The sequence below is a fragment of the Mesorhizobium sophorae genome, from assembly GCF_002270415.1.
Lineage (GTDB): Bacteria > Pseudomonadota > Alphaproteobacteria > Rhizobiales > Rhizobiaceae > Mesorhizobium > Mesorhizobium sophorae.
Genome location: NZ_NNRI01000009.1, coordinates 70,982 through 96,386, shown reverse-complemented (window position 1 = coordinate 96,386; position 25,405 = coordinate 70,982). Strand labels below are relative to the sequence as shown.

The window sequence follows — 25,405 nt, the reverse complement described above, 5'->3', positions numbered from 1 at the left end:
GCGCCATCTCGCGGGCAAGGGTACAGCCGTGCCCGAGTGTGAGATCAGCTTCGACATATCACGGATCGATTTCCGTGCGACATCCGACCTGTTGATGGCCAGCTATTGGGGTGCCGGGCGCAACGATGAGTTCCATCGGCGAGCCTTTGCCAATTCGCTATGTGTCGGCGCCTATCTAGATGGAAAACAGGTCGGTTTCGGCCGGGCGATCACCGATCGCATGGTGTTTGCCTATCTTGCCGACATCATCATCTGGCCGGAGCATCGCGGGCAAGGCATAGGGTCGCGACTGGTCCAGGCACTCATCGACCACCCCGAACTCAGCACGGTTTCGCACTGGAGCCTGTCGACCAGCGACGCACACGGAGTCTATGAGAAACTGGGCTTCAAGGCATCGACGGATGGTCGATACATGCGCCTCGATCACATTCCGCAATGAAGAGGGCGCGACGATGGCGACATCCGCCGTTGTTGCAAAATAACCTCAGTGCTTGGACCAGATAGACTTTCGACATGAGCCGATCTTGGCGATGCATCGGGGCGTCTTTATAAGGACCGTTCCGCGATTCATTTGCGGGAGGTCCGAATGGCAGTATTTCAAATGGTAATGCGAGGCCGCGAAGCCTAGGTCTCATCTGGCATTCCGCGAGGGTTTTGTCCTCGCGCTGATGCCGGATTGGCTGCAGGCTTGTGCCGATGCCGGTCGCCGCCCGATTACGGGCGAGACGCCAAATATGCCACTCCGCATTCTGGGCAATCGCTAGCCCTTGCGCGGCTTCTTCAATTTTCGACCTTACTGGGATCGGGCTCGATTGCGCCCGAATGACATCATGGCTCGTTTTAGAATCGATTTGCGCGCGAGCGCCTTTCGCAGCGTTCTTGGTTTCACGCTCACCCATTGGCGGCGTCAGCCGTGGCGGCTTTCGCTCATCATGGGCGGCTTTCTGCTGTCGACGCTGGTCGACGTTTTGACGCCGCTCTATTCAGGCCGGCTGGTCGACGCCGTCGCCAGCAGCGCCGGCGCCGATGCCATTGCCTGGAATGCCGCGATGACCGCGTTCTCGATGCTGATGGCGCTGGCGTTGACCGGCGTCGTGCTGCGCAACCTTGCCTTCATGGCGATCGTCGAGCTGACGCTGAAGATGATGGCCGATATCGCCGCTGACACCTTCCATCGCGTCCAGCGCTTTTCCACCGACTGGCATGCCAACAGCTTTGCCGGCTCGACCGTGCGCAAGGTGACGCGCGGCATGTGGGCGCTCGACCTGCTCAACGACACGATCCTCATCGCGCTGCTGCCGTCCGTCGCTATGCTGGTTGGCTCGACGCTGCTGCTCGGCTGGTTTTGGCCGCTGATGGGCGTGGTCGTTGCCGCCGGATCGGTGCTGTTCATCGCGGTGACGGCGATGTTGTCGCTCGGCTATGTCGCACCGGCTGCGCGGCTCGCCAACACCTGGGACACGCGCCTCGGCGGCTCGCTGGCCGACGCGGTGAGCTGCAACGCCGTGGTCAAGGGATTTGGCGCCGAGGAGCGCGAAGAGCGACGCCTCGCCAGGGTCGTCGCCAAATGGCGTGCGCGCACGCGGCGGACCTGGGTGCGCGGCACCATCAACGGCACCACGCAAGGGGCGCTGTTGCTGGTCATGAGAGCCGCGGTGATCGGCCTGGCGTTGATGCTGTGGTCGTGGGGGCAAGCGAGCGCCGGTGACGTTGCCTTCGTGCTGACGTCGTTCTTCGTGCTGCAGGGATATCTCAGAGATATCGGCACCCATATCCGCAACCTGCAGCGTTCGATCAACGACATGGAGGAGCTGGTCGAGTTCCAGTCCGAACCGCTCGGCATCGAGGACCGGCCCGGCGCCAAGCCGATCCGGATCACGCAGGGGGCTATCCGCTTCGACAACGTCACCTTTCACTACGGCAATCACCGATCGCCGCTTTATCGCGACTTTTCGGTCGATATCGCGCCGGGTGAACGTGTCGGCCTTGTCGGCCATTCGGGTTCGGGCAAGACGACTTTCGTCAAGCTGATCCAGCGGCTCTATGACGTCAATGCGGGAAGAATCCTGGTCGACGGCCAGGACATCGCGCAGGTGGCGCAAGCGTCGCTGCGCGGGCAGATCGCCATCGTCCAGCAGGAGCCGATCCTGTTTCACCGGTCGCTGGCCGAGAACATTGCCTATGCCCGGCCGACGGCGACGCAGGATGAGATCGAGCACGCGGCGCGGCTGGCGAGTGCGCATGACTTCATCGCCAACCTGCCGAAGGGCTACGGCACGCTGGTCGGCGAACGCGGTGTGAAACTGTCGGGCGGCGAGCGTCAGCGCGTGGCAATCGCGCGCGCTTTCCTTGCCGATGCGCGCATCCTGATCCTGGACGAGGCGACATCGAGCCTCGATTCTGAATCGGAGGTCCTGATCCAGCAGGCGATGGAACGGCTGATGGTCGGGCGCACGACGCTGGTCATCGCGCACCGGCTTTCGACGGTGCGGGCGCTGGACAGGCTGCTGGTCTTCGATCGCGGCAAGATCGTCGAGGAAGGCTCGCATGACGGGTTGATCCGGCTGAAGGGCGGCATCTACCGCCGGCTGTTCGAGCGTCAGGCGCTCGAACTGACCAAGGGACTGGTCATCTGATCTGAAGTGGCCTCCGGCTTCGGCCGGAGGCTACTTCTCGGGCTCCAGGGCGCTCCAGATCCTGAGTTTTGAGACGTCTTGTTTACGTTGTTTCTACTACTGGTTGGTATAAGCCTGCTCTGAGCAACCCAGAGGCGGTCTATGCATATCCTGGAATCCGACTAACCTGCGCAGGATTTTGCCTGCGACAGACAGGCTTCACGATGCATCTTGTTTCCGCAAATACGGGTCCGGAAAAAGTGGCTACGCCGTCGGTGCTGGAGACTCAGCACGGCTCGGTTCGGCCGCTCGCTGCCGAAGATCTCGAGAGCGTCGCCGCACTCTTCCTGGCGAAGTTTCGCCAGCGGCGGCGTCACCTCCTCGATCGCGCGATCGCGGAGACGGCCGAATATATGAGAACGATTTATCTTGGGCCTGCCGGCCAGCCCGGTGAGAGCAACGCTCTGGTCCAGATCAGCCCGCAAGGACGTCTAGGTGGGTTCCTCGGCGTCCTGAAAGCCCGCTACGAGCTCAACGGAACGGCATTGAATGCGGCAATCATCGGTCCGCTCATGGCCGACCCCGGCACCGATCACGGCTCGGCCGACCGCAATTGCTGCGTGCCTTGAATCAAGGAAAATTCGATCTGCAGCTGACCGATTCGGCCAACCGGACATCCTTGGCCTTCGCGCGCCCGATGAAGTATCAGCTGCTGCCGGTCCATTGTCTGGGATGGACCTGTGTTTTCCGGCCGGCCGCTATGGCCGCCGCCGCACTGCACCGCAAATGGCCTGACCTGCCTCGCTTGGCGACCGATCCCTGCGCGAGAGCATTCGATGTTCTCGCTAAAGGAAGGTTCGAGCACCCCGTCCCGCCTTCGTCGTCGCATCGTGTCCACCGTGAGCCGATCGATGCAGCGCAATTTGCCGAGCGGCTGCCGACCCTCCTGTCCGATTACTCGCTTCGGCCGAGTTGGAGGGATGGCGAGCTGACACGGCTGCTCTCGCTGGCGGCCGAGAAGCGGGCCGACGGGCCACTTCATTTCGGCGGGACTTACGACGAAACGGGCAAGATGCTCGGTTGCTACGCCTTCTACGGTCAAGCCGGCGGCATCGCGAACCTGTTGCAAATCCAGGCCTCAGGATCCCACTGGGGCGCGACGCTGGATGGCCTAATCGCGGCCGCGTGGGATATGGGCTGCGCGGGCATCACCGGGCAGACGCAGAGCAGATTCATGCCCCAACTCTTCGGCTACAAGAATGTCTTCTTCCGCTATGCCGGCGGGACGATGGTTCGCTCGCGGATCGCTGAGGTCGCGGAAGCGGTCCGCTCCGGCGACATCTTTATCGGTGGGTTGATGGGCGACCGCTGGACCCGCCTCAGTTCCGATGACTTCGGCCGCTGATCGCCTTCGACGACTTGTTCGTCGGCGCCAGCACGCATGTCTATACGCCGACTGAGCGCACGCCGCCCCGGTCTTTTCATTGCGCGCGTCCTGTTCTATGTCTGCCGCACCGCGCGGGGGCGCGTCTTGTCAATCACAAAAGCATCCGGTACGCCCCGCTCATGACAGTTACCGTTCGTTTCGCCCCGTCGCCAACCGGCCGCATTCATATCGGCAATGCGCGCACCGCCCTGTTCAACTGGCTGTTTGCCATGAACAACAAGGGCCGCTTTATCCAGCGTTTCGACGACACCGACATTGCCCGCTCGAAGCAGGAATTCTCAGACGCCATCCTCTACGATTTGCATTGGCTGGGCATTTTCCCGGATGCCACCGAATACCAATCGCGGCGTTTCGAGGTCTATGACGCGGCGGTCGAAAGGCTGAAGGCGGCCGGCGTTCTCTACGCCTGCTACGAGACTCCGGAGGAGCTCGACCTCAGGCGCAAGGTGCGCCGCACGCGTGGCCTGCCGCCAGTCTATGGCCGCGAGGCGCTGGCGCTTTCGCCGGAGCAGATCGCCGAATACCAAGCCGATGGGCGCCGCCCGCACTGGCGCTTCCTGTTGCCCAATTTCTCAGGCGATCCACTACAACCCGAACGTACCGAAATTCACTGGAACGATCTGGTGCGCGGCGAGGAAACCGTCGACCTTGCCTCACTTTCCGACCCGGTTCTGGTGCGCGAGGACGGCACCTATCTCTATACGCTGCCTTCGGTGGTCGACGACATCGAGATGGGCGTCAGCCATGTCATCCGCGGCGACGACCACGTCACCAACACCGGCGTGCAGATCGCCCTGTTCCAGGCGCTGGCTGCCGAGCCGCCGGTGTTCGGCCACCACAACCTTTTGACCACGGCATCGGGCGAGGGGTTGTCGAAACGCACTGGCGCGCTCTCCATCGAAAGCCTGCGCGAGGACGGCATCGAGCCGATGGCCGTCGCTTCGCTCGCCGTGCTGGTCGGCACCTCGGAGAATGTCGCGGCTGTGCCAACGATGGCCGAACTCGCCGAACGCTTCGATCCGGCGGCGACATCGAAATCCGCGGCCAAGTTCGATCCTGACGAGCTCTTCGTGCTCAACCGGGCGCTGTTGCACCATATGCCGTTCTCCGAGGCACAAGACCGGCTGATCGTGCTCGGCGTCTCGGGTGACCAGGCCGAGTCGTTCTGGCTTGCGGTGCGCGGCAATCTCGACAGGCTGGCCGATGCGACAAGCTGGTGGCGCACCTTGCGCGAGGGCCCGCAGGAGAGGCCGGAATTTTCCGACGACGACCGCGATTTCCTGGGTCAAGCGTTCGACCTGCTGCCGGAGGAACCCTGGAACGGGACGGTCTGGAAAGAGTGGACGGGCAAGATCAGGGAAGCAACCGGCCGCAAGGGCAAGGCGCTGTTCATGCCGCTGAGGCTCGCGCTTACCGGACTGCCTTCGGGGCCGGAGCTTGCAGATTTATTGCCGCTGATGGGTCGGGAAGGAACGCTGGCCCGACGACCCTGACCTTGCGTTGGTCCGGTGGCAACGCGGACACCGGCGACGTCACCGGCTTGGCGGAAAGTCGCTTGATCGCCTCGCGGTCGAGTCCGCCCTCCACATTGGCCAGGGTTTCCGGATCGGTACCCGGATCGGGCTTGGTAGCTGGAACCGGAATGGACGGTGTCGCGTCCGTTTCGGGCTTGGACTGCTCAGGATTCGGCGGGTTGCCGGCGATGACCTGGAAATTCCGCGCGGCGTTGCAGCCGCAAGCCGGCGGCCGCGGCATGTTGGACTGCTTGTAGAGATAGGCGGTCGGCAATTCGCTGTAGGGCCGGCCGGTGACCGATGACGTCATCTCAGCCGAAGCGTCATCCATGCCGCGCGAATAGAAAACCTGCATCTCGGTGCCAGGGCAGCTTGATTCGCAATTCTTCTGGTCGCGCTCGAAATCGCTCGTCGAAGCCGAATTCGACATCGGGAAGAAATAGCCGTCGCAGGTGCGCACGCATGTGGTGTGGAACTCGCCGCCGCCGACGCTCGAAAAATCCGGTACGCCGGGCCGGTTGAGCACCCTGCTGACATCGCGCTCCTCGCCCAGATCGTCAGGCTCATCGAGCGCATCGAGCTGCTGGCTGTTGCCGCCGAAAAGCTGTTCGAACAGGTTTGCGTTGCCGTCTTCACGGTTCGCTTCCTGCAGCGGCGCTCGCTGCGGTGCAACGGTGTCATCGCGGCAACCCTTGGCCTCGAGCGCCGCCAGGATGCGGCCGCGGTCGCGACGCGAGCCGCCGCTGGAGAGCCGGGCGCGCTTGGCCTGCAGGCTATCGAGATTGGCATTCATGCGATCGATGGTGGCGTTGAGCCCGGCGCATTCTCTGACATTACGGCTGAACAGCGAAAAGCCGCAACCGGCGCTGCTGGATCGGCTGCGGGCCCTGGAGATCTGTTCGCGCTGCCTTTCGATTGCCGCGTCGTATTTGCGGATCAACGCCGGGCCACCGCCGCCGCGTGAGGCCGCGGCAAGATCGGCTTCCAACTGGCGGCAGACGCGTGAGGCGGCCTGCGGCTCGGTGACCGCGATGGCTGAAAGCACGAGCGCGCCAAGCAGCGCAGCAACATGCGTCAGCTTCAACCTTTCGCCCGTCATGTCCGAAAACCCCGCCTGCTTGCCTGCGCGATGCTACCGGATTCGCGGTTAATCGTTTCCTCAATCTACAACCAAAGATGGTCCTAGCCCAGAGACGCGCCGTCGCGGATGTTCGGGTAGAGTCACTGCCACAAAATCCCGACGCCGCATGAAAAAGGCGTATTCGCCCAGAAAAAATGCCTGAATCCAGCGCGACCCGGAGGCTTGGCATGACCGCGATTACCCGTCGAACCGCGCTACAACTCGCTCTCTTGTGCCTGGCGCCGCCCGCTGCCATGGCGCAGGAGGAGCCCGATGCGCCGGACTGGCGCAGTCGATTGGTCGACGCCGCGCGTGAGCAGATCGGTGTCACCATCCTCTACGACCCAACCTATATGCGCTTGACCTATCCGGGTGGCGATGTCGCGCCGGAGCGGGGTGTGTGTACCGATGTCGTGGTCCGCGCCTATCGCCGCGCCTTCGGGCTCGACCTGCAAAGGCTGGTGCATGAGGATATGTTGGCTGATTTCGCGGCCTATCCGAAGATTTGGGGCCTGAAAGCGCCCGACCGCAACATCGACCACCGCCGGGTGCAGAATCTTGCCGTCTTTTTTGGACGGCGGGGCGTTTCCTTAGCGGTCAGCCAGAATCCCGTCGACTTTCAACCGGGCGATCTCGTTACTCAGATGCTGCCAGGCAACCTGCCGCATATTGCCATCGTCTCATCAAATCGTTCAACGGAAGTGCCGGAAAGGGCGCTGGTCATCCACAATATCGGCCAGGGCGCCCACGAGGACGACACGTTGTTCGCCTTTAAGCAGACCGGGCATTTCCGCTTCGCGCCTGCCTGATCAGCCCAGATTGACGACCGCCTGTGCCTTGTGAGCGGCTTCGACCACGGCAAGCGCTGTCATGTTGACGACGCCGCGCGAGGTAACCGACGGCGTCAATATATGCGCCGGCATGTCGGTGCCGAGCAGGATCGGCCCGACATGCAGCGCGTCCATCATGGTCCTGAGCGCGGACAGCGTGATGTTGGCCGAATCGAGGTTGGGGAACACCAGCAGATTGGCTTCGCCCTTCAGTCTGGAGTGAGGATAAACGCGCTGGCGCAGATGCTCGGACAAAGCCGTGTCCGCGTGCATCTCGCCGTCGCACTCCAGTTCGGGCGCGATGCGCGCCAGGATCGCGGCCGCTTGCCGCATCTTGAGCGCGCTCGGCGAGTCGCGCGAGCCGAAATCCGAATGAGACAGCAGCGCTGCCTTCGGCTCGATGCCGAAGCGCTGGATTTCTTCCGCAGCCAGCACGGTCATCTCGGCGATTTCCTCGGCGGTCGGGTCGACCGAGACATGCGTGTCGGTCAGGAAGATGATGCCGCGCTGCGAGATCAGCATCGAAAGCGTCGACAGGTCGTGATCCTTGATGCCGAGGCGGGGGCCGATGATCAGAGTGACGTTGCGCAGATGCCGCTCGAAACGTCCTTCGAGGCCGCAGACCATCGCATCGGCATCGCCACGCTTCAGCGCCAGTGCGGCGATCACCGTGTTGTCGGTACGCACCATAGTACGGGCGGCTTCCGTCGTCACGCCGCGCCGGCCGGCGAGTTCGATCAAGAGGTCGACATAGTTGCGATAGCGCGGATCGTCCTCCGGATTGATCAGGCCGAAGTCGACACCGGGCTTGATGCGCAGGCCATAGCGTTTCAGGCGCACTTCGATGACGTGCGGGCGGCCGATTAGGATCGGTTCGGCGATGCCTTCCTCGAGCACCACCTGGGCGGCGCGCAGCACGCGCTCGTCCTCGCCATCGGCATAGATGACGCGCTTGGCGGTCGATGCCTTGGCGGACGAGAACACCGGCTTCATCACCAGTCCGGAGCGGAAGACGAACCGGTTGAGCTTGTCGATATAGGCTGCGAAATCGGTGATCGGCCTTGTCGCGACGCCAGTGTCGCAGGCTGCCTTGGCGACGGCCGGGGCTATGCGCAGGATCAGGCGCGGATCGAAGGGCGAGGGGATCAGGAAGTCTGGCCCGAAGATTGGCGTCTCACCGGAATAGGCGCGGGCCGCGACATCGGACGGTTCCTCGCGGGCTAGCGCCGCGATCGCCCGGACCGCCGCCATCTTCATCTCCTCGTTGATGGCGCTGGCGCCGCAGTCGAGCGCACCGCGAAAAATGTAAGGAAAACACAGGACGTTGTTGACCTGATTGGGAAAATCCGACCTGCCGGTGCAGATCATCGCATCGGGACGGGCGGCGCGCGCCGCCTCCGGCATGATCTCCGGATTGGGGTTGGCCAGCGCCAGGATCAGCGGTTTCGGCGCCATGTGCTGCAGCAGTTCCGGCTTCAGCACACCTGCCGCCGACAGACCGAGGAAGACGTCTGCGCCGGGGATCACGTCCGCCAGCGTGCGCGCGTCGGTGTCCTTCACATAGGGGTCTTTCCAGCGGTCCATCTCATCGACGCGGCCCTTATAGGCGACGCCGAAACGGTCAGTGACCCAGATGTTTTCCACCCGCGCGCCAAGCGAGACTAGCAGATTGAGGCAGGCAAGGGCGGCCGCGCCGGCACCCGACGTGACGATCTTGATATCCGAAATGGTCTTGCCGGCGAATTCCAGCCCGTTGAGCACGGCGGCGGCGACGATGATGGCTGTGCCGTGCTGGTCGTCATGGAAGACCGGAATGCCCATGCGGGCCTTCAACTGCTCTTCCACTTCGAAGCATTCCGGCGCCTTGATGTCCTCGAGGTTGATGCCGCCGAAGGTCGGTTCCAGCGCCGAGATTGTCTCGACCATGCGCTCAATGCCCGGCGCGTCGATCTCGATGTCGAAGACGTCGATGCCGGCGAACTTCTTGAACAGGACAGCCTTGCCTTCCATCACCGGCTTGGAGGCGAGCGGGCCGATATTGCCGAGGCCGAGCACGGCCGATCCGTTGGAGACGACGCCGACCAGATTGGCGCGCGCCGTATAGTCGGCGGCGGTCGCCGGATCGTCGCGGATTTCCAGGCAAGGGGCCGCGACGCCTGGCGAATAGGCGAGCGCGAGGTCGCGCTGGTTGCCGAGCGGCTTGGTCGCCTGGATCTCGAGCTTTCCCGGCCTTGGGTGCTTGTGGAAGTAGAGGGCGGCTTCGTCGAGGTCCGAACGTGCCGTCTTCTTGGTCTCGCCTTCCATGCCGGCCGCTCCCTCGAAATCTGCCTGGAGAGTCCTTTTAGCATGCGGCCAAGGTTTGTCGCGACGCTAAATGACGCGCCGGCAGCTTTACCCGGCGGCGCGTCTAAAACACCATTATATCAGATGTTTATGCCGATTTCATCGTATATGAGTCTTGCTGCGTACAGGCGCGTCGATCAAAAGGCGCTGACATAGAGGCCGCCGTCGACCGGTATGTTCTGACCGGTCAGATAACCGGCATGGACCGAGCACAGGAAGGCGCAGATCTGGCCGAATTCCTCCGGCGTGCCGAGCCGCTTGGCCGGAACATCGGCGCTGATGCGGGTCTTGCGCGCGGCGGCCGCCGCTGGATCCTCTGGTGTGCCGGCGTCATGCGGGCCACGCAGCCGGTCGGTGTCGAGTTTGCCCGGCAGCATGTTGTTGATGGTCACGTTGCGGGCGATCACCGTTCGCGCCACGCCGGCGAGGAACGAGGTGAGGCCGGCGCGCGCGCCCGACGACAGGTCGAGGCCGGGAATGGGGACGTAGACCGACAGCGAGGTGATGTTGACGATGCGGCCAAAGCCGCGCGCTGCCATGCCGTCGATGACGGCCTGCACCAACTCGACCGGCGTCACCATGTTCTGGGTGACGCCTTCAAGGATCTTCGCCCGATCGAGCTCACGGAAATCCCGCAGTGGCGGGCCGCCATTGTTGTTGACGAGGATATCGGGTTCGGGGCACGCGGCGAGCAACGCCTTCTGAACCTCCGGCTTCGAGACGTCGCCGACGATTTCGGTCACCGTCACGCCATAGCGCTCGCGCAGCTCTGCGGCGGTCTTGGCAACCAGCTCCGCATTGCGGCCGTTGACGACGATGTCGCAGCCGGCTTCTGCCAGCGCCATGGCGCAGCCACGCCCAAGCCCCTTGCTGGAAGCGCAGACAATGGCTTTCTTTCCGCGAATGCCGAGATCCATGATGATTTTCTCCTTGTGAGCCGGCGGCAAGCTAGTCCTTCGGCTGGACCAATCGCAACCGTCATACGGTTGTTGCATGAATCGGGGCATAGCCTGCGCGAAAGCAAGGGTGAAATCGCGATGTCAGGCCAAGAGCCCCGCACTTTCCGCAGCATGTTCATTTCTGACGTTCATCTCGGCTCGAAGGCGGCCAAGGCCGAATTCCTGATCGATTTCCTTAGATATCACGACGCCGACATCATCTATCTGGTCGGCGATATCGTCGATGGCTGGCGGCTGCGGCGGAGCTGGCACTGGCCGCAAAGCCACAATGACGTCGTGCAGAAATTGCTGCGCAAGGCGCGCAAGGGCGCCAACATCACCTACATCGCCGGCAATCACGACGAGTTCGCGCGCCAGTTCCAGGGCGTGCATTTCGGCGGCATCGTGGTCGCCGACCGCGCCATCCACGAGACCGCCGATGGCAAGCGGCTGCTCGTCATCCATGGCGACCAGTTCGACACCGTCGTCCACAATGCGCGCTGGCTCGCCTATCTCGGCGATCACGCCTATGACGCGGCGATGCTGGTCAACCGCGTGGTGACGCGGCTGCGCCAACTGCTTGGCCTGCCGTACTGGTCGTTCTCGTCCTGGGCCAAGGTCAACGTCAAGAAGGCGGTGAATTTCATCGGCTCGTTCCAGACCATGCTTGCGGAAGAGGCGCGCCGCTCGCATGTCGACGGCATCATCTGCGGCCATATCCATCACGCCGCCATCGAGAATTTTGGCGATGTCCAATACATCAACACCGGCGACTGGGTGGAAAGCTGCACGGCGGTGGTCGAGCATTTCGATGGCCGGATGGAAATCCTGACCTGGGCGCAGGTGCTGCCCGAGGCGCCGGACGAACCGTTTATCCCGTTGCTCCTCGAAGACCGGGTCGGGCAGGCGGCCTGACGCGGATCAATCGATTAGGCCAACCGGTTTCGCCCGGTTTTAGCCCATGTTAAGGGATCGATACACGTTGCCGTCCGGTCGAGTGCAGCGTTATTGGATCGATTCATGTCGCTGCCGCCGCTTTCGCCCGAACAACTCGTCAAGCCGCGCCATTTCGAACTGCGCATGAGCCTGATCTTCGCGACGCTGTTCGTGCCGCTCGGAACGCATGTGCCCTATTTCCCGCTGTGGCTGCAGGCCGAGGGTTTTCATCCCGAGCAGATCGCCGTCATTCTGGCGGCGCCGATGTTCCTGCGCGTGGTGACGACGCCGTTGCTGACCGCACTTGCCGACAGGGCCAGGGACCGCGCCGATATCTATGTCGCGCTGGTGGCGGCGTCACTGCTGCTGTCGGCCGGTTATTTCCTGACCCCGAGCTACGCCATGGTGCTGGCGGTGTCGCTGGCGCTGACCATCGTCTGGACGCCGCATTCGCCGATCGCCGACTCGCTGGCACTTTCGGGTGTGCGGCGGTTTGGCTCGAACTATACGAGCATGCGAAAATGGGGCTCGATCTCCTACCTGTTCGCCAATGTCGCCGGTGGCTTCATCCTGTCGGCAACCGGCTCCGGGGCCGTTCCGGTGATCATCTTCGTTTCACTTGCCGCGGCCCTTGCTGCCGGCTTGCTGGCGCCGCGTCTCGGCCGTCCGCGACGCGCCTCGCCGCTGTCGGCGACCGACATCCAGCACGTGGCGCCAAAGCTTCTCAACCCATATTTCCTGTATTTTTCGATCGGTGTCGGCGTCATCACCGCCAGCCACGCATTCCTTTACGGCTTCGTCTCCATCTACTGGAAATCGATCGGCCTCAGCGATTCGGTTGTCGGCCTTTTGTGGGCATGGGGCGTGGTCGCGGAAGTTTGCATGTTCATGATGTTCACCCGCTATTTCAGCTCGTTCTCCGTTGTCTCGATCATGGTGATGGCGGGTATCGGGGCGATCGTGCGCTGGATCGCCTTTCCGCTTGTGTGGCCGCTCGGCCTCGGCGTTGCCGGATTTTTCGGCGTCCAGACGCTGCATTCGGTCTCAGTGGCGCTGGTGCTGATCGGCATGCAGAAGATGATCGGCGAAACGGTTTCCGAAGAGCGGACAGGTGCTGCGCAAGGCATCGCCTATTTCTCCAACGGCTTCTTCATGGCGGTGGTGACGCTGGCGTCCGGCCCGCTTTACCACCGCTTCGGCGTCGACGGCTTTTTTGCCATGATCCCGATCGCCTTGATCGGTCTGGTGCTGATCGGACTTGCGGCGCGCTCAGCCCCACAGCGCCGTATCAGGCGGTGACACCAGCGATCCCTGGTAGACAAGGCCGGGCACACGGTCGCGGGCAAGCAGGAGCGGACCGTCGAGGTCGACGAAATCGGCATCCTGGGCGAGCAATACCGCCGGCGCCATCGCCAGCGACGTGCCGACCATGCAGCCGACCATCACGCCGAAACCGAGTTCGCGGGCGCGATCGCGCAGCACCAACGCCGCTGTCAGCCCGCCCGATTTATCGAGCTTGATGTTGACGGCATCGTATAGGCCGACCAGCGCTTCGAGATTCTCAGCCTCATGCACGCTTTCATCGGCGCAGATCGGTACAGGATGCGCGATATGGCGCAGGATCTCGTCTTTGCCGGCCGGCAGCGGCTGTTCGATCAGCGCGATGCCTTGCTCGGCGGCAAAGGCGAGGTTCGCGGCGATGTTGTCGTCGGTCCAGCCCTCATTGGCGTCGAGGATGATGCGGCTGTCGGGCGCGGCTTGCCTGACGGCGCGGATACGGGCGACGTCGTTGTCGCCGCCGATCTTGACCTTGAGCAGCGGCCGCGCCGCATTGCCACGCGCCTGCGCCGCCATCGCCTCCGGTTCACCCAACGACAGCGTGTAGGCCGTTTCAAGTGACCTTAACGATACAGCGCCAATGGCAGCAGCCACCGGCATTCCGCCGATCTTTGCTTCCAGATCCCACAAAGCGCAGTCGATAGCGTTGCGGGCAGCTCCGGCCGGCATGGCGTCGAGCAGGGCGCTCCGGCTGATGCCGGCGGCGATCCGCTCTCGCATGGATTCGATCGCCTCATGGACACCATCCATGGTCTCGCCATAGCGCCTGTAGGGAACGCATTCGCCACGGCCAACGTGGCCGTCTTCGCTGATCGTGCAAGTGATGACCTCGGCTTCGGTCTTGGAACCGCGTGAAATGGTGAAGGTTCCGGCGATCGGGAAACGTTCTGCCTCAACCGAAATGACACGCGCCATATTTTTCTGCTCCGGCTATGCAACAACGGGCGAGTCGGCAAATCGACAGCTTTGTTCCGTCAGGCTAAAAAGGACGCCATGTTGACCATTGGCAAGCGCGACGCAAGCGGCACGACCGCGGGGGAGGCTGACCACGAACCGCGCGTGGCGATCGGCGAGGAGGACGGCGTTCTCGGCTGCGTCTTCTCGGGAATCTGGACGACACGGACCGTCGCGCTTATCGACGCCGACATGCGCAAGATCGAGAAGCGAAGTGGTTTCAAGACTTTGGCGCTCGATCTTTCCAACATCGGGAAGATGGATACCGCCGGCGCCTGGCTGATCGACCGGCTGGTCTGTGCCTTCGAGAAGAAGGGCGTCAAGATCAGCATGCAAGGCCAGAGCGAGATTGCCAACATCCTGCTCGATGCGGTGGGCGAGGCCGTCCGGCGCGAACCCGAATCCGGTCCGGCACGGCCACCCAACATCATCATTCGCGCGCTGGAGGCGGTCGGCCGGCGCGTCTACGAGATGCGCGACGACTTCCTCGCCTCGATGAACATCCTCGGCGCCACCATCCGCGGCGCGCAGATGAAGCTCGGCCGTGGCCATGCCGTCAACCCGGCGGCGATCTTCAACCAGATCGACCGCATGGGCGTCGGCGCCATTCCGGTGGTGGTGCTGATGTCGGCGATCGTCGGCGCCATCGTTGCCCAGCAAGGCGCCTATCAGCTCAGCTACTTCGGCGCCGATATCTTCGTCGTCGACCTGGTCGGCGTGCTGATCCTGCGCGAGCTTGGCGTACTGATGACCGCGATCATGATCGCCGGCCGCTCCGGAAGCGCGATCACCGCCGAGATCGGCTCGATGAAGATGCGCGAGGAAGTCGACGCGCTGAAGGTCATCGGACTCAACCCGATCGGCGTGCTGGTCTTTCCGCGCCTCGTGGCGCTGGTCATCGCCTTGCCGTGCCTCACCATCATTGCCAATTTCGCGGCACTCGGCGGCGGTATCGTCGCGGCTTGGCTGTACTCCGATATCGCACCTGCTGCCTTCATCGACCGGCTGCGCGTCGCCATCGATCTCAGCACCATTTTCGCCGGCCTGATCAAGGCGCCGTTCATGGCCATGATCATCGGCACGATTGCCTCGGTCGAAGGCATGAAGGTCGGCGGCAGCGCCGAATCGCTCGGCCAGCACGTGACCGCCTCGGTGGTTAAGTCGATCTTCGTCGTCATTATCCTCGACGGGCTTTTCGCCATCTTCTATGCAGCGATCGAGTTCTGAGATGGTGCTGCTGAGCAGAAAAAAGGCGGTCGCAATCGCGGACGAAACGGGCGAGGGCGACATTGTGCTCTCTGCGCACAACATCACCGTCTCGTTCGCCGACAAGCTCATACTCGACAAGCTTTCGCTCGATATCCGGCGCGGCGAGATCCTTGGCTTTGTCGGTGCCTCGGGCGCCGGCAAATCCGTTCTGCTGCGCACCATTCTTGGGCTGACGCGCAAACAGTCGGGCACGATCAAGCTGTTCGGCGTCGATGTCGAGAAAGCGAGCGACGTCGAGCGTCTGCGCGTCGACATGCGGCTTGGCGTGCTGTTTCAGCACGGCGCCCTTTTTTCGGCGCTGACAGTGCTGGAAAACGTGCAGGTGCCGATGCGCGAATATCTCGACCTGCCGCGAAAGCTGATGGACGAACTGGCGATGCTCAAGATCGAGCTGGTCGGGCTGCCGCCTGACGCGGCGCAGAAATTTCCGTCCGAACTTTCCGGAGGCATGATCAAGCGGGCGGCGCTGGCACGTGCGCTGGCGCTCGATCCCGACATCGTCTTCCTCGACGAGCCGACATCCGGCCTCGATCCGATCAGCGCGGCGGAGTTCGACGAACTGGTCGTCAAGCTGCGCGATACGATGGATCTGACCGTTTATATGGTGACGCACGATCTCGACACGCTTTTCACCGCTTGCGATCGCGTCGCCGTGCTCGGCAAGAAGAGAGTGCTGGTCGAAGGCACCATTGACGACATGCTGAAGAGTGAGGAGCCGTGGGTGAAATCCTATTTCCGCGGAAAACGCGCCCGGCAACTTGATCTTGCGGCGCGCGCATAGCCATAAGTGGGACAATGGAAACCAGAGCCAACTACGTTATTGTCGGCATTTTCACGCTGGCCGCTATCTTGGCGGCGTTTGCCTTCGTCTACTGGACGGCGGCGATCGGCGACAAGGGCGAGACCACGTTGCTGCGCGTGCGTATTCCGGGCTCGGCTTCCGGGCTTGGCCGCGGCAGCTTCGTGCTGTTCAACGGCGTCAAGGTCGGTGACGTCAGGCGCGTCTATATCGATGTCGACAATCCGACCGTCGCCATTGCCGACACCGAGATCGATCGCCTGACGCCGATCACCAAGTCGACGCAGGCCGATATCGGCCTCGCCGGCCTCACCGGACAGGCCAATATCGAACTCAAGGGCGCTGACCCCAAGGAAGTAAAGCTCCTCGACCAGGCCGAGAAGGAAGGCAAGGTCGCCGAGATCGTCGCCAACCCATCGGCGGTGACCAACCTGCTGCAGACGGCACAGAACATCTTCTCCCGCGCCGACAAGGTGCTTTCTGAGCTTGAAGGCTTCACCAAGGATGTGCGCGGGCCGCTGACGCAAACCGTCAAGAACGCGCAGACCTTCTCAGATGCGCTGGCCAAGAATTCGGACGGCATCGACAAGTTCCTCTCCAGCGTCAGTGCGCTCTCCGATGAGCTGAAAGGCGTTTCTGGCAAGCTCGACGGCACGCTAAAAGCAGCCGAAGGCCTGCTCAATGCCGTCGACAAGGACAAGATCAAGAGCATCGTCGCCAACGTCGATACGGCAACTGCGAATCTCAAGGAAACGTCGACGCAGCTCGACGGCGTCATCAAGAATGTCGACACCGCGGTCGGGTCGGTCAACGATTTCGCCAAGAAGACGCAAGGCACGCTGGCCAAGGTCGATGGTGTGCTCGACGGTATCGATCCGGCGCAAGTGCGCTCCGCACTGGCCAACATTCAGAAGGCCAGCGAAAACGCCAACAAGGCCGCCGCCGACATCGCTGAGGTGACCGACAAATTCGCCAATCGGGCCGACGACATCGACCAGACGATCAAGGATGCCAAGCAACTGGCACAGCGGCTCAACGATGCCTCGGTGCGTGTCGACGGCATCCTCGCCAAGGTCGACACCTTGCTCGGGTCGGGCCAGGCCGACGGCGTGATGGCCGACGCCAGGGAAACGCTGAAATCGTTCAAGCAGGTTGCCGACACTTTGAATTCCCGCCTGGGCGTCATTACCGACAATTTGGCGCGCTTTTCGGGCCAGGGGCTTTCGAATGTCGAGGCGCTGGTGCAGGACAGCCGCCGTTCGATCAGTCGCATCGAGGAGGCCGTAACGGATCTCAGCCGCAATCCGCAGCGCATCCTTTCGGGTGGCGATGGCGAGGTCCGGCAGTTCGATGGCAGGGCGCGGCGTTGACTTCGGCTTCGGCACGTCCCAAGAACATGAGCCAAGAAAGCGGGTTGATCTTACGATCCGGGGACAACGGGGACCGCGCGTGAAGTCTGTGTGGGTGAGAACGGGCGGATTGACATCGGCTGCGGCACTGCTTGCCTTGACGCTGGCAGGCTGCGCTGTGTTGGGCGGCAAGCCTGCGCCGCTCGACACGTTCGAGCTGTCGGCGCCTTCGGTCGACGCGCATGGCCACAGCCGCCGACAGATCCTGATCGCGCAGCCGTCGGCGCTCAAGGCGTTGGACAGCCAGAACATCGTCATCAAGCCGTCGGATCGCTCGATCCAGTATCTCAAGGGTGCGCAATGGGCCGACCGGCTGCCGCTGATCGTGCAGGCGCGGCTGGCCGAGACCTTCCAGCGTTCGGGCAGTTTTGCCGGCGTCGGCAAGCCGGGTGAGGGCCTGGCGATCGACTACCAGGTGATTGTCGAGGTCCGGTCTTTCGAAGTCCGCGTCGACGGCGGCGAGCACGCCGAGGTCGACCTGTTCGTGCGGATATTGAACGACCGCAATGGCGAGGTGCGTGCCTCCAAGAGCTTCACCGCATCGGCGCCCGTTTCAGGCAGCGGCAATCCTGCCTATGTCAGGGCGCTAGACAGCGCGTTTGGAGATACCGCCAAGCAGATCGTGCGTTGGACGGATTCGGTCATCTGAGCGGGTCAAATGGGGATGATCCGGTCAGCCGAAACGGTTCAGCCGACGTATTCAGCAAGGGTGTGCTCTTCATCGGCGAGTTCGTCCTCGATGATTGAGGCTATCGTTTCCCAATCACCTCCAGCCAGCCCAGCGCCAATTTTCGGGTAACCAATCCTCTTGCCTGTGAATTTGGCTTTGACGGACTGCATGACTTTCCGGATTGCTTCGTAGTCTGCCTTCACGCCTGTTCCCTGCCAATGGAACTGCGTGTAGCCATTGATGACATGGAACGCGCAGCCCTCTCGCCTGATCTCAGCAACAGACAGGCTTCCCAGTTTGGCTGGGTCGCCCTTCGGTGTTGCGCAATCCGCGGCGTATGCCTCGGGAAATCGCTGCTTTATTGAGAGAGCAATTCCCTTGCCCATTTGGCACTGGCAGTTGCATCCGTGCACGATGGCATCGAACCTTCCGTCGAGTGCAAGCTGAAGCAGATCACCACGAATTGTCTGCATTGCCACGAAATCCCGACCTCAATCCACAGCGCGAGCATCTAACCAAATCGCGAGATTGGCGACATTCCAAACGATCTTTTCAGGATTGGCTTCAAACAGAAAGGGCAGGTCGCCCTTTCTGTTTTGCTGTCCCGCCCTTAATGCAGGCGACCGCTGGCGTGGGCCAGCATGGTGTAGACCTTGCCAGTGTCCGACGTCAGGTAGGTCTGCGCCATGATGTTGTCGCGGTCGTTGCGCGAGACATCCTTGAGCAGCTTCTCGAAATCGTCGCAGTAGCGGTCGACGGCAGTGCGGAACTCGGCCTCCGCCTGATACTTGCGACGGATCTCGTCGAACGTCTGCTGGCCCTTCAGCGTGTAGAGCCGCCGCGTGAACACGTCACGCTCGCCACGCCGGTAGCGGTTCCACAGTTCGATCGAAGCGTCGTGGTCGATGGCCCGCGCGATGTCGACGGAGAGCGAGTTCAGCGATTCCACGACATGCAGCGGCGAGCGCTGGGCAGGAGCCGCGCGCGGTGCTTCCGCGGGCGTTGCCGGCCTGGCGTCCTCTTCGCGCGATGCCCCGGTCAGGAGATCGCGCACCCAACCGCCCTGTGGTGTACGGGCGCCGGCATCAGCACGCTGGCGCGGTGCCGCCTCGGCAGGACGCTCCAGGTCGAGTGTGCCGCGCAGTGGGGTGCCGCCCAACGGGGCCTGCGGTGTGCGCAGCTCCGGCTGCGGTGCCGGTGGTGGACGCCGTGGTGGCTCGGCCGGGCGTGCGGCCGGCGCTTGCGGTGTCGGGCGAAGATTGCGTTGCTCGGCGGCATCGCCGCCGCCGCGACCGGACTTCGCAACGATCTCCGAAAGCTCTTTCAGGGCGTTGATCTGCTCGGAAACGGCGCGGCGGATGGCCGAGGTCGATTCCTTTGCCTCTTCCGGCATCTCGATGACGCCCTTCTTGAGCTCGGCGCGGGTAAGGTCGAGCTCGCTCTTGATCGAGCCCGCGGTGCGCCGCATCTCTTCGGTCGCATCGGCGAAGCGCTTGGTCGCCGAATCGACGACATCGGTGATGGCGTTGCGGATCTTGTCGGCCGACTCCATGGTCTTGCCCTCGGCGTTCTGCAGCGTCTGGCCGACGAGATTTTCGAACGAGCGCATGATCCTTTCGAGATCTTCCGACTTCTTGACAAGGCCAACGGCGAGATCCTCGAGCGACGACTGCCTTTCGAGCGTGTGCTCGAGGTTGCTCTGGGCCGAGCTCAGCAGGTCCGAGGCGCTGACCAGCAGGCGGCTGTGTTCGTCGAACTTGGTGGCGATCGAAGCGACCTCGCGCAAGGTGGACGACGACAGTTCCGTCAGCCTTGTCGTGTTCGAATCGACCAGCCGTGCCGAGCTGGCGAAGGTTTGCGCGGCCTTCTCGGTGGTGGCGGCGAAGCTTTGCGTGCTGCCGCTCAGACGTTCGTCGACCTGGCCGAGATTGACCGCGGCCTGCTCGATCAACTGACCGAGCTGCGAGCTGGACGTGGTCATGCGGCCAATGAGATCGGCGACGCTATCGGACAGCGACGAGCGGGCGCCTTCGACCGCCGACAAGGTCTCGGCGGTGCGGTTGGCGAGCGCGTTGACAAGTGCGGCATTCTCGCTGCGCAGCTTCTCGGTGGCGCGTTCGGTGACCTCTTCCATGCTCTTTTGCAGTTCCGAGCCGCCCTGGGCGAAGCGCTCGACCAGCGGCCGCGCGGTCTCGTCGAGGATCTTCGACATTTCGGCCGAACGCGCCGCGAGCATGGTGTTGAGCTCGCGGGTGTTGGCGCCGATCGTCTTGGCGGCGTCGTTGGTGCTCTGGCCAATATGCTGGCCAACCGCGGTGAAGGTCTCCGCGATAACATTGGCGCGCGAGACGAGTTGCGCCTCGGCATTCGCCACCTGTTCGTTGATCCTTTGGCCCATCGTCTCGGCCGTGTAGGCGAGGCGGTTCTCGACGCCTGAGACCTGCTCTTCAACACGGGCGGCCGCAGCCGCCGCGCTCGATGCGAGCCGCTCGTCGGCGCCGGTAAGCGCCTGTTCGATTTCGCGGGCATGCACGGCCATTTCCTGACCGGTCCGCCTTGCACGTTCGGCGACCCTCTGCTCGGTGTCGGTAAAGGCGCCGACGATGGTCTCGGCATGCTCGCCGATCGTCGACGAGCTGCTGGCGATGCGCGACACCAGACGCTGATCGGCTTCGTCGAAGATGCGACCGATTTCCGACGCACGGCTCGACAGCGCTTCCGAACCTTCGGCGATGCGCGCGACCAATTGCTGGTCCGCGGCATCGAAGATACGGCCGAGATCCGATGCACGCGCGGCAAGCGCCTCGGCCGATTCGCCGATGCGCATACCGAGCCGCTGATCGGCGCCTTCGAAGTTGCGCAGGATGTCGCCGGCGCGGGCGGCCAGCGACTGTGCGGTTTCGACAGCGCGCGCGACCAATTTCTGGTCTGCCGCATCGAATGCGCCGGCGATCTCGCTGGCACGGGCAGCCATATGGTCGGCGGTGTCCTGAGCCCGGGCGGTAAGCTGATCGGCGGTTTCCTGGGCGCGGGCGGCGATCTTCCGGTCCGCCACGTCGAAGGTACCGGCGATCTCGCTTGCACGAGCGGCCAACTGGTCAGCGGTTTCATGGGCGCGGGCCAGCAAGGAACTGGAGGTGTCATCCGCACGGGCAAGCAAGGCGTTCGACGTATCTTCCGCACGGGTGTGGAGGCGGCGATCGGCTTCCTCGAAGGTGCGGGCGATGTCTTCGGCCCTCGCCAGCAGGGCGGCGGAGGTCTGCTCGGCGCGCTCGGCGATCCTGCGGTCGGCGTCACTGAACGCAGCACCGGCCTGCTCATGCAGCGTGCTGGTGATTTCCAGGACCTTTTCGCGCAACGCGCCGGCAACGAAGACCGCACTCTTCTCGAGCACGGCTCGGACGTTGTCGACGCCTGTCGAGAGCGCACGCTCCATGGTGCCGGCGCGCTCCTCGATGACGCCGGTCTGGCGGCTGAACGCCTGCTCGATCTTCTCGACATCGGCAGCGATCGCCGCAGAGATATCGGTGCTCCTGGCGGCGATCTGGTCGATATGGCCCGACAGCGAGCTGTCGACGTCCTGGCGGGTCTCGGCGAGCTTGCCGAGATCGTCTTCCAGCGCGCGGGCCAGCATGTTGCGCCCTTCCGACAGCTTGCCGACATGTCCGGCGATGATGTCGTCAATGTCGCTGCGGCTGGCGGAAAGCTTCTGCAGATCGGCTTCCAGGGCACGCTTGAGGATATCACGGCCTTCGGCCAGCTTCTCTACCTGGCCGGCCACCAGTCCGTCGATGCTGGAGCGACTTTCCGCCAGCTTGGCGAGATCGTCTTCGAGCGCCTTCGACAGGGTCGAGCGCTCCCCGACAAGTCTTTCCGAATGGCTGTTCACCAGGCCGCTGACGTTTTGGAGATCAGCCTCGAGTGCCCGGGCGAACTGCGCCCGGTCATCGACCAGTTTCTGCGACTGGTCGGCAACGGTGCTCGTGATCGCATTGAGGTCGGCTTCCAGCGCGCGCCGCAGGATGTCGCGGCCTTGCGACAGCTTCTCGACTTGACCGGCAACCAGCCCGTCGATGCTGGAGCGGCTTTCGGCCAGCTTGGCAAGATCGTCTTCGAGCGCCTTGGACAGGGTCGAGCGCTCTCCAACAAGCCGTTCCGCATGGCTGCCTACCAGGCCACTGACGTTTTCGAGATCAGCCTCGAGTGCCTTCGACAACGTCGAACGATCCTGGGCGAGCCGTTCGGAGTGGCTGTTGACAAGGCTGTTGACGCTTTCGAGATCGGCCTCGAGCGCACGGGCGAACTGTGCCCGGTCATCGACCAGTTTCTGCGACTGGTCGGCAACGGTGCTCTGGATCGCATTGAGGTCGGCTTCCAGCGCACGCCGCAGGATGTTGCGGCCTTCCGACAACTTCTCGACCTGACCGGCGACCAGCCCGTCGATGCTGGAGCGGCTCTCCGCCAGCTTGGCGAGGTCATCTTCAAGCGCCTTCGACAAGGTCGAACGATCCTGAACGAGCTTGTTCATGTGGTCGGCGATGACGCTGTTCACATTCTGCAGGTCGGCTTCCAGCACCCGCGAAAGCTGGCCGCGATCCTCGGCGAGCCTTTCCGACTGGCTGGCAATGACGCCCTTGATCGTGTTCAGATCGGATTCCAGCGCCCGCTTGAGAATGTCGCGGCCTTCGGCGAGCTTCTCGACCTGGCCGGCAACCAGGCCATCGATGCTCGATCGGCTTTCGGCCAACTTGGCAAGGTCAGCCTCGAGCGTCTGCGACAGCAGGCTGCGATCCTCGACCAGCCGTCCCGCATGGCTGTCGATCAGGCCGCGTATGCTGGACAGATCGGTGTCGAGCGACTGGGAAAGCTGCGTGCGGTCGTCCGCCAGCTTGGCGGAATGGGCTTCGATCAGGCTCTTGATGCCGCTGATGTCGTTTTCCAGTGCCTTGGCGAGCACGGCGCGGCCCTCGGCGATCTTCTCGACCTGGCCGGCGACGAGACCGTCGATGCTGGCGCGGCTGTCGGACAATTTGCCGAGATCGGCTTCCAAAGCGCGCGACAGGATGCTGCGGCCCTCGGCCAGCTTGCCGACGTGTCCAGCAACCATTTCATCAATGATTGTACGAGCTTGTACCAGTTTCCCGGAGTCTTCGTTCAAGGCAGCGGAGAGCCTGTTGCGGCCTTCTTCCAGCCTTTCAAGATGGCCGCCGAGCGACGCATCGATGGCCGCCCGCGATTCGTTGACCTTGCGCAGATCCTCCTCGAGGGCGCGCGCGATCAGGCTGCGGCCTTCGGCCAGCTTCTGCACCTGGTTGGTCACTGCGGCATCGATGCCGGCGCGGCCTTCGTCGAACTTCGCCAGGTCGGCCTGCATGGCCTCGGCCATGCGATCGCGGCTTTCCGAAAGCTTGCGGCTGTGGTTTTCGACGGCTTCCTCGATTCCTGCGCGGGCGTCGGCAAGCCGCTGAATGTCGCTATCGAACGAACGCGATACGACATGACGCGCGGCTTCCATACGGCCGGCGAAGTCGCTGGCGCGGGCTTCGAGCATGGAGGAGGTCGAGGTGACGATGTCGGCCATATCGGCGCCGATCTGGGTCTTGCCCTGATCGATCATCGCCGACAGCGTGTCCTTGCTCTCGGCAAAGGTGTGCGCGATTTCGCGGGCACGCTCGACCAGCGTCTCATTGATCTGGCGGGCGCGGGCCTCGAGCGCCGCGTTGAGCTTCTGCGTTCCGGTGTCCAGCGCCTCGGCGCGGGTCTGGAATTCGCTGATCAGCGCCTGGCCGCGTTCTGCGAGCGTCCGCTCGATGCCGTTGAGGCTGGCCTCGAATTCGGAATTGAGGGTGCGCGCGGCACCGCCGAGCAGAGACACCATGCCGGTGGTGCGATCGTCGAGGAGATCGGTCAACGACCGTGTCAGGCCGTCGGTGGTGTCGGTCAGTTTGGCTATGCGGGTGTCGAGAAGGCTGGCGAAGGCCTCGCCCGAGGTCGACAGCTTGTCGGTGATCGTATCGAGCCGGCCTTCCACCGAATCGAAGATCGACAACGAGCTTTCATTGATGCGGTCGATGAGCGTGTCGCCGGAATTGGTGATCGTCATCGACAGCTTGGTCGACGCATTGAGGATGCTGTCACGGATGATGTCGGAGGCGGCGCCGATCTCGTCCTTCAGCGTCTCATGCGCGCCGGTGATCGAGGCGCGGACGCGCTCGGCATGGCTGACGACGGCTTCGCGCTCGCTGCCGAGCCCATCGACCAGCGAACGGATGCGGGATTCGTTCTCCGAATAGGAGCGCTCGATCTGGTTGACCTCGCTGTGGACCAGCGTTTCCAGTTCGACGGCGCGGGCAAGCGTGCGCTCGATGCCTTCGCCCATGGCGGCGACCTCGCGACGAACGGCCTGGCCGATCATCATGACGCGATCCTGGGCAAGGTTTTCCGGCTCGGTCAGGCGGAAGGCCACTTCGGTCATCGACTGGGCGGCAATGCGCATTTCCTGGGCGCGGCGGATCATCGCCGCGAAGGCCCAGAACAGGATGACGGGCACAATCGCCGCGACCGCCAGACCGATCAGTTCGGGACGGGCAAGAAACTGGTCGAGCGTGCGGATTCTCCAGATGCTCGGTCCGAAGAGGAGGTTGGCCAGACCGCCTGCACCGGCGAACCAGGCGAGCGAGACGAAGGCAACGACCCAGTAAATGGTGTTCGAGGCACGCCGGTTGAGGCTGTGCAGCAGCGTCTTGTAGTCCTTCTGGCGATCGTCGTTGGCCGGCGCAAACCCGGCGGGCTGGGCACCATTGCGTGTTTCGACGGGGCGCAACTCGGCGGGCTTGGGCTGGGTCGCGGGTTTCGCGGCCTCACTGTGCGCGGCCTGACTCTGATTGACCGCTGGCGCCGGCTTGTCGTTGCGTCCCTCGCGCGCCAGTTCGTCGGCGGCCTGTGATATCTGCGCTTCCAGATCTTCCATCGAAGCCGCGATGTCGAGGTCGCCGTCGCCGGCATCGCTGCTGAGGTCTAGATCAAGCGCCTTTTCCAGTTCCCTGGCCACATCGTTGTCGAGAGTTCTCGTCGTCGTTGTTTTCTTTGCCATGCCTTCTACCCTGTACTAGCTGCCGCGGGCTTATAATTGTGTTTTTATCGTACCCCGCGCAGGAGGCTGAAAATGGACCCCTCGTATCGTAATGACACAGGGGGGTAAAGAAAACATGCATTCCGCGAGA

The 25,405-nt window shown here is 63.1% G+C and carries 18 protein-coding genes; 12 read left to right on the top strand and 6 right to left on the bottom strand.

The genetic code is table 11. The features are described 5' to 3' along the window. Positions 1-28: 28 nt before the first annotated feature. The 5 genes from CGZ66_RS15975 to gltX all read left to right on the top strand — a co-directional run bounded on the left by CGZ66_RS15975 (position 29) and on the right by gltX (position 5,555). On the top strand, positions 29-439 hold the full coding sequence (locus tag CGZ66_RS15975) for a GNAT family N-acetyltransferase (protein ID WP_095085110.1): 411 nt from the start codon (positions 29-31) through the stop codon (positions 437-439). Between the two features lie 391 nt (positions 440-830). Continuing rightward, positions 831-2,636 carry an ABC transporter ATP-binding protein gene (locus CGZ66_RS15970; RefSeq protein WP_095085109.1) on the top strand — a complete coding sequence of 602 codons (1,806 nt, stop codon included), beginning with the start codon at positions 831-833 and terminating at the stop codon, positions 2,634-2,636. Positions 2,637-2,875: 239 nt separating this feature from the next. Further along, on the top strand, positions 2,876-3,244 hold the full coding sequence (locus CGZ66_RS40740) for a hypothetical protein (RefSeq protein ID WP_245331112.1): 369 nt from the start codon (positions 2,876-2,878) through the stop codon (positions 3,242-3,244). Further along, positions 3,229-4,020, top strand: coding sequence for a hypothetical protein (locus CGZ66_RS15965; RefSeq protein ID WP_245331111.1), 792 nt, complete (start codon positions 3,229-3,231; stop codon positions 4,018-4,020). The genes CGZ66_RS40740 and CGZ66_RS15965 overlap by 16 nt, the downstream gene beginning before the upstream one ends. Positions 4,021-4,181: 161 nt before the next feature. Then, positions 4,182-5,555 carry a glutamate--tRNA ligase gene (gltX, locus tag CGZ66_RS15960; RefSeq protein WP_095085108.1) on the top strand — a complete coding sequence of 458 codons (1,374 nt, stop codon included), beginning with the start codon at positions 4,182-4,184 and terminating at the stop codon, positions 5,553-5,555. On the opposite strand, the gene CGZ66_RS15955 is transcribed toward gltX, so the two are convergent. Continuing rightward, entirely contained in the window at positions 5,473-6,675 is a 1,203-nt protein-coding gene (locus CGZ66_RS15955) for a DUF2865 domain-containing protein (protein ID WP_095085107.1), read from the bottom strand. The genes gltX and CGZ66_RS15955 overlap by 83 nt on opposite strands. A gap of 275 nt (positions 6,676-6,950) precedes the next feature. On the opposite strand from CGZ66_RS15955, the gene CGZ66_RS15950 reads away from it, so the two are divergent. After that, positions 6,951-7,505, top strand: coding sequence for a DUF1287 domain-containing protein (locus CGZ66_RS15950; RefSeq protein WP_095085106.1), 555 nt, complete (start codon positions 6,951-6,953; stop codon positions 7,503-7,505). Here the strand turns inward: CGZ66_RS15950 and CGZ66_RS15945 are convergent, their stop codons facing one another. Then, positions 7,506-9,830, bottom strand: coding sequence for an NADP-dependent malic enzyme (locus CGZ66_RS15945; RefSeq protein ID WP_095085105.1), 2,325 nt, complete (start codon positions 9,828-9,830; stop codon positions 7,506-7,508). It abuts the gene before it with no gap. Between the two features lie 176 nt (positions 9,831-10,006). Continuing rightward, the gene (locus tag CGZ66_RS15940) at positions 10,007-10,786 is read right to left on the bottom strand and encodes an SDR family oxidoreductase (protein ID WP_095085154.1); all 780 of its coding nucleotides are present in this window, start codon (positions 10,784-10,786) and stop codon (positions 10,007-10,009) included. A gap of 153 nt (positions 10,787-10,939) precedes the next feature. On the opposite strand from CGZ66_RS15940, the gene CGZ66_RS15935 reads away from it, so the two are divergent. Both CGZ66_RS15935 and CGZ66_RS15930 read left to right on the top strand, forming a co-directional pair. Then, positions 10,940-11,722: a UDP-2,3-diacylglucosamine diphosphatase gene (locus tag CGZ66_RS15935; RefSeq protein ID WP_167392125.1), complete on the top strand. Its 783-nt coding sequence runs from the start codon at positions 10,940-10,942 to the stop codon at positions 11,720-11,722. Between the two features lie 105 nt (positions 11,723-11,827). Beyond that, on the top strand, positions 11,828-13,042 hold the full coding sequence (locus tag CGZ66_RS15930; RefSeq protein ID WP_095085104.1) for an MFS transporter: 1,215 nt from the start codon (positions 11,828-11,830) through the stop codon (positions 13,040-13,042). Here the strand turns inward: CGZ66_RS15930 and dgcA are convergent. Continuing rightward, positions 13,013-13,996 carry an N-acetyl-D-Glu racemase DgcA gene (gene dgcA, locus CGZ66_RS15925; RefSeq protein ID WP_095085103.1) on the bottom strand — a complete coding sequence of 328 codons (984 nt, stop codon included), beginning with the start codon at positions 13,994-13,996 and terminating at the stop codon, positions 13,013-13,015. The genes CGZ66_RS15930 and dgcA overlap by 30 nt on opposite strands. 78 nt (positions 13,997-14,074) lie before the next feature. On the opposite strand from dgcA, the gene CGZ66_RS15920 reads away from it, so the two are divergent. The 4 genes from CGZ66_RS15920 to CGZ66_RS15905 all read left to right on the top strand — a co-directional run bounded on the left by CGZ66_RS15920 (position 14,075) and on the right by CGZ66_RS15905 (position 18,161). Further along, entirely contained in the window at positions 14,075-15,262 is a 1,188-nt protein-coding gene (locus tag CGZ66_RS15920) for an MlaE family ABC transporter permease (RefSeq protein ID WP_095085102.1), read from the top strand. 1 nt (position 15,263) lies between these two features. Further along, positions 15,264-16,085, top strand: a complete 822-nt coding sequence (locus CGZ66_RS15915; protein WP_095085101.1) for an ABC transporter ATP-binding protein — start codon at positions 15,264-15,266, stop codon at positions 16,083-16,085. A 14-nt stretch (positions 16,086-16,099) separates the two neighbouring features. Continuing rightward, positions 16,100-17,473, top strand: a complete 1,374-nt coding sequence (locus CGZ66_RS15910; protein WP_095085100.1) for an MlaD family protein — start codon at positions 16,100-16,102, stop codon at positions 17,471-17,473. A 79-nt stretch (positions 17,474-17,552) separates the two neighbouring features. Further along, positions 17,553-18,161, top strand: coding sequence for an ABC-type transport auxiliary lipoprotein family protein (locus tag CGZ66_RS15905; protein ID WP_425352293.1), 609 nt, complete (start codon positions 17,553-17,555; stop codon positions 18,159-18,161). A 38-nt stretch (positions 18,162-18,199) separates the two neighbouring features. Here CGZ66_RS15905 and CGZ66_RS15900 read toward each other — a convergent pair whose 3' ends face one another. Both CGZ66_RS15900 and CGZ66_RS15895 read right to left on the bottom strand, forming a co-directional pair. Next, a complete protein-coding gene (locus CGZ66_RS15900; protein WP_095085098.1) occupies positions 18,200-18,655 on the bottom strand; it encodes a macro domain-containing protein in 456 nt (151 codons plus the stop codon). Positions 18,656-18,792: 137 nt separating this feature from the next. Further along, positions 18,793-25,275: a kinesin gene (locus tag CGZ66_RS15895; RefSeq protein ID WP_095085097.1), complete on the bottom strand. Its 6,483-nt coding sequence runs from the start codon at positions 25,273-25,275 to the stop codon at positions 18,793-18,795. Between the last annotated feature and the right edge of the window lie 130 nt (positions 25,276-25,405).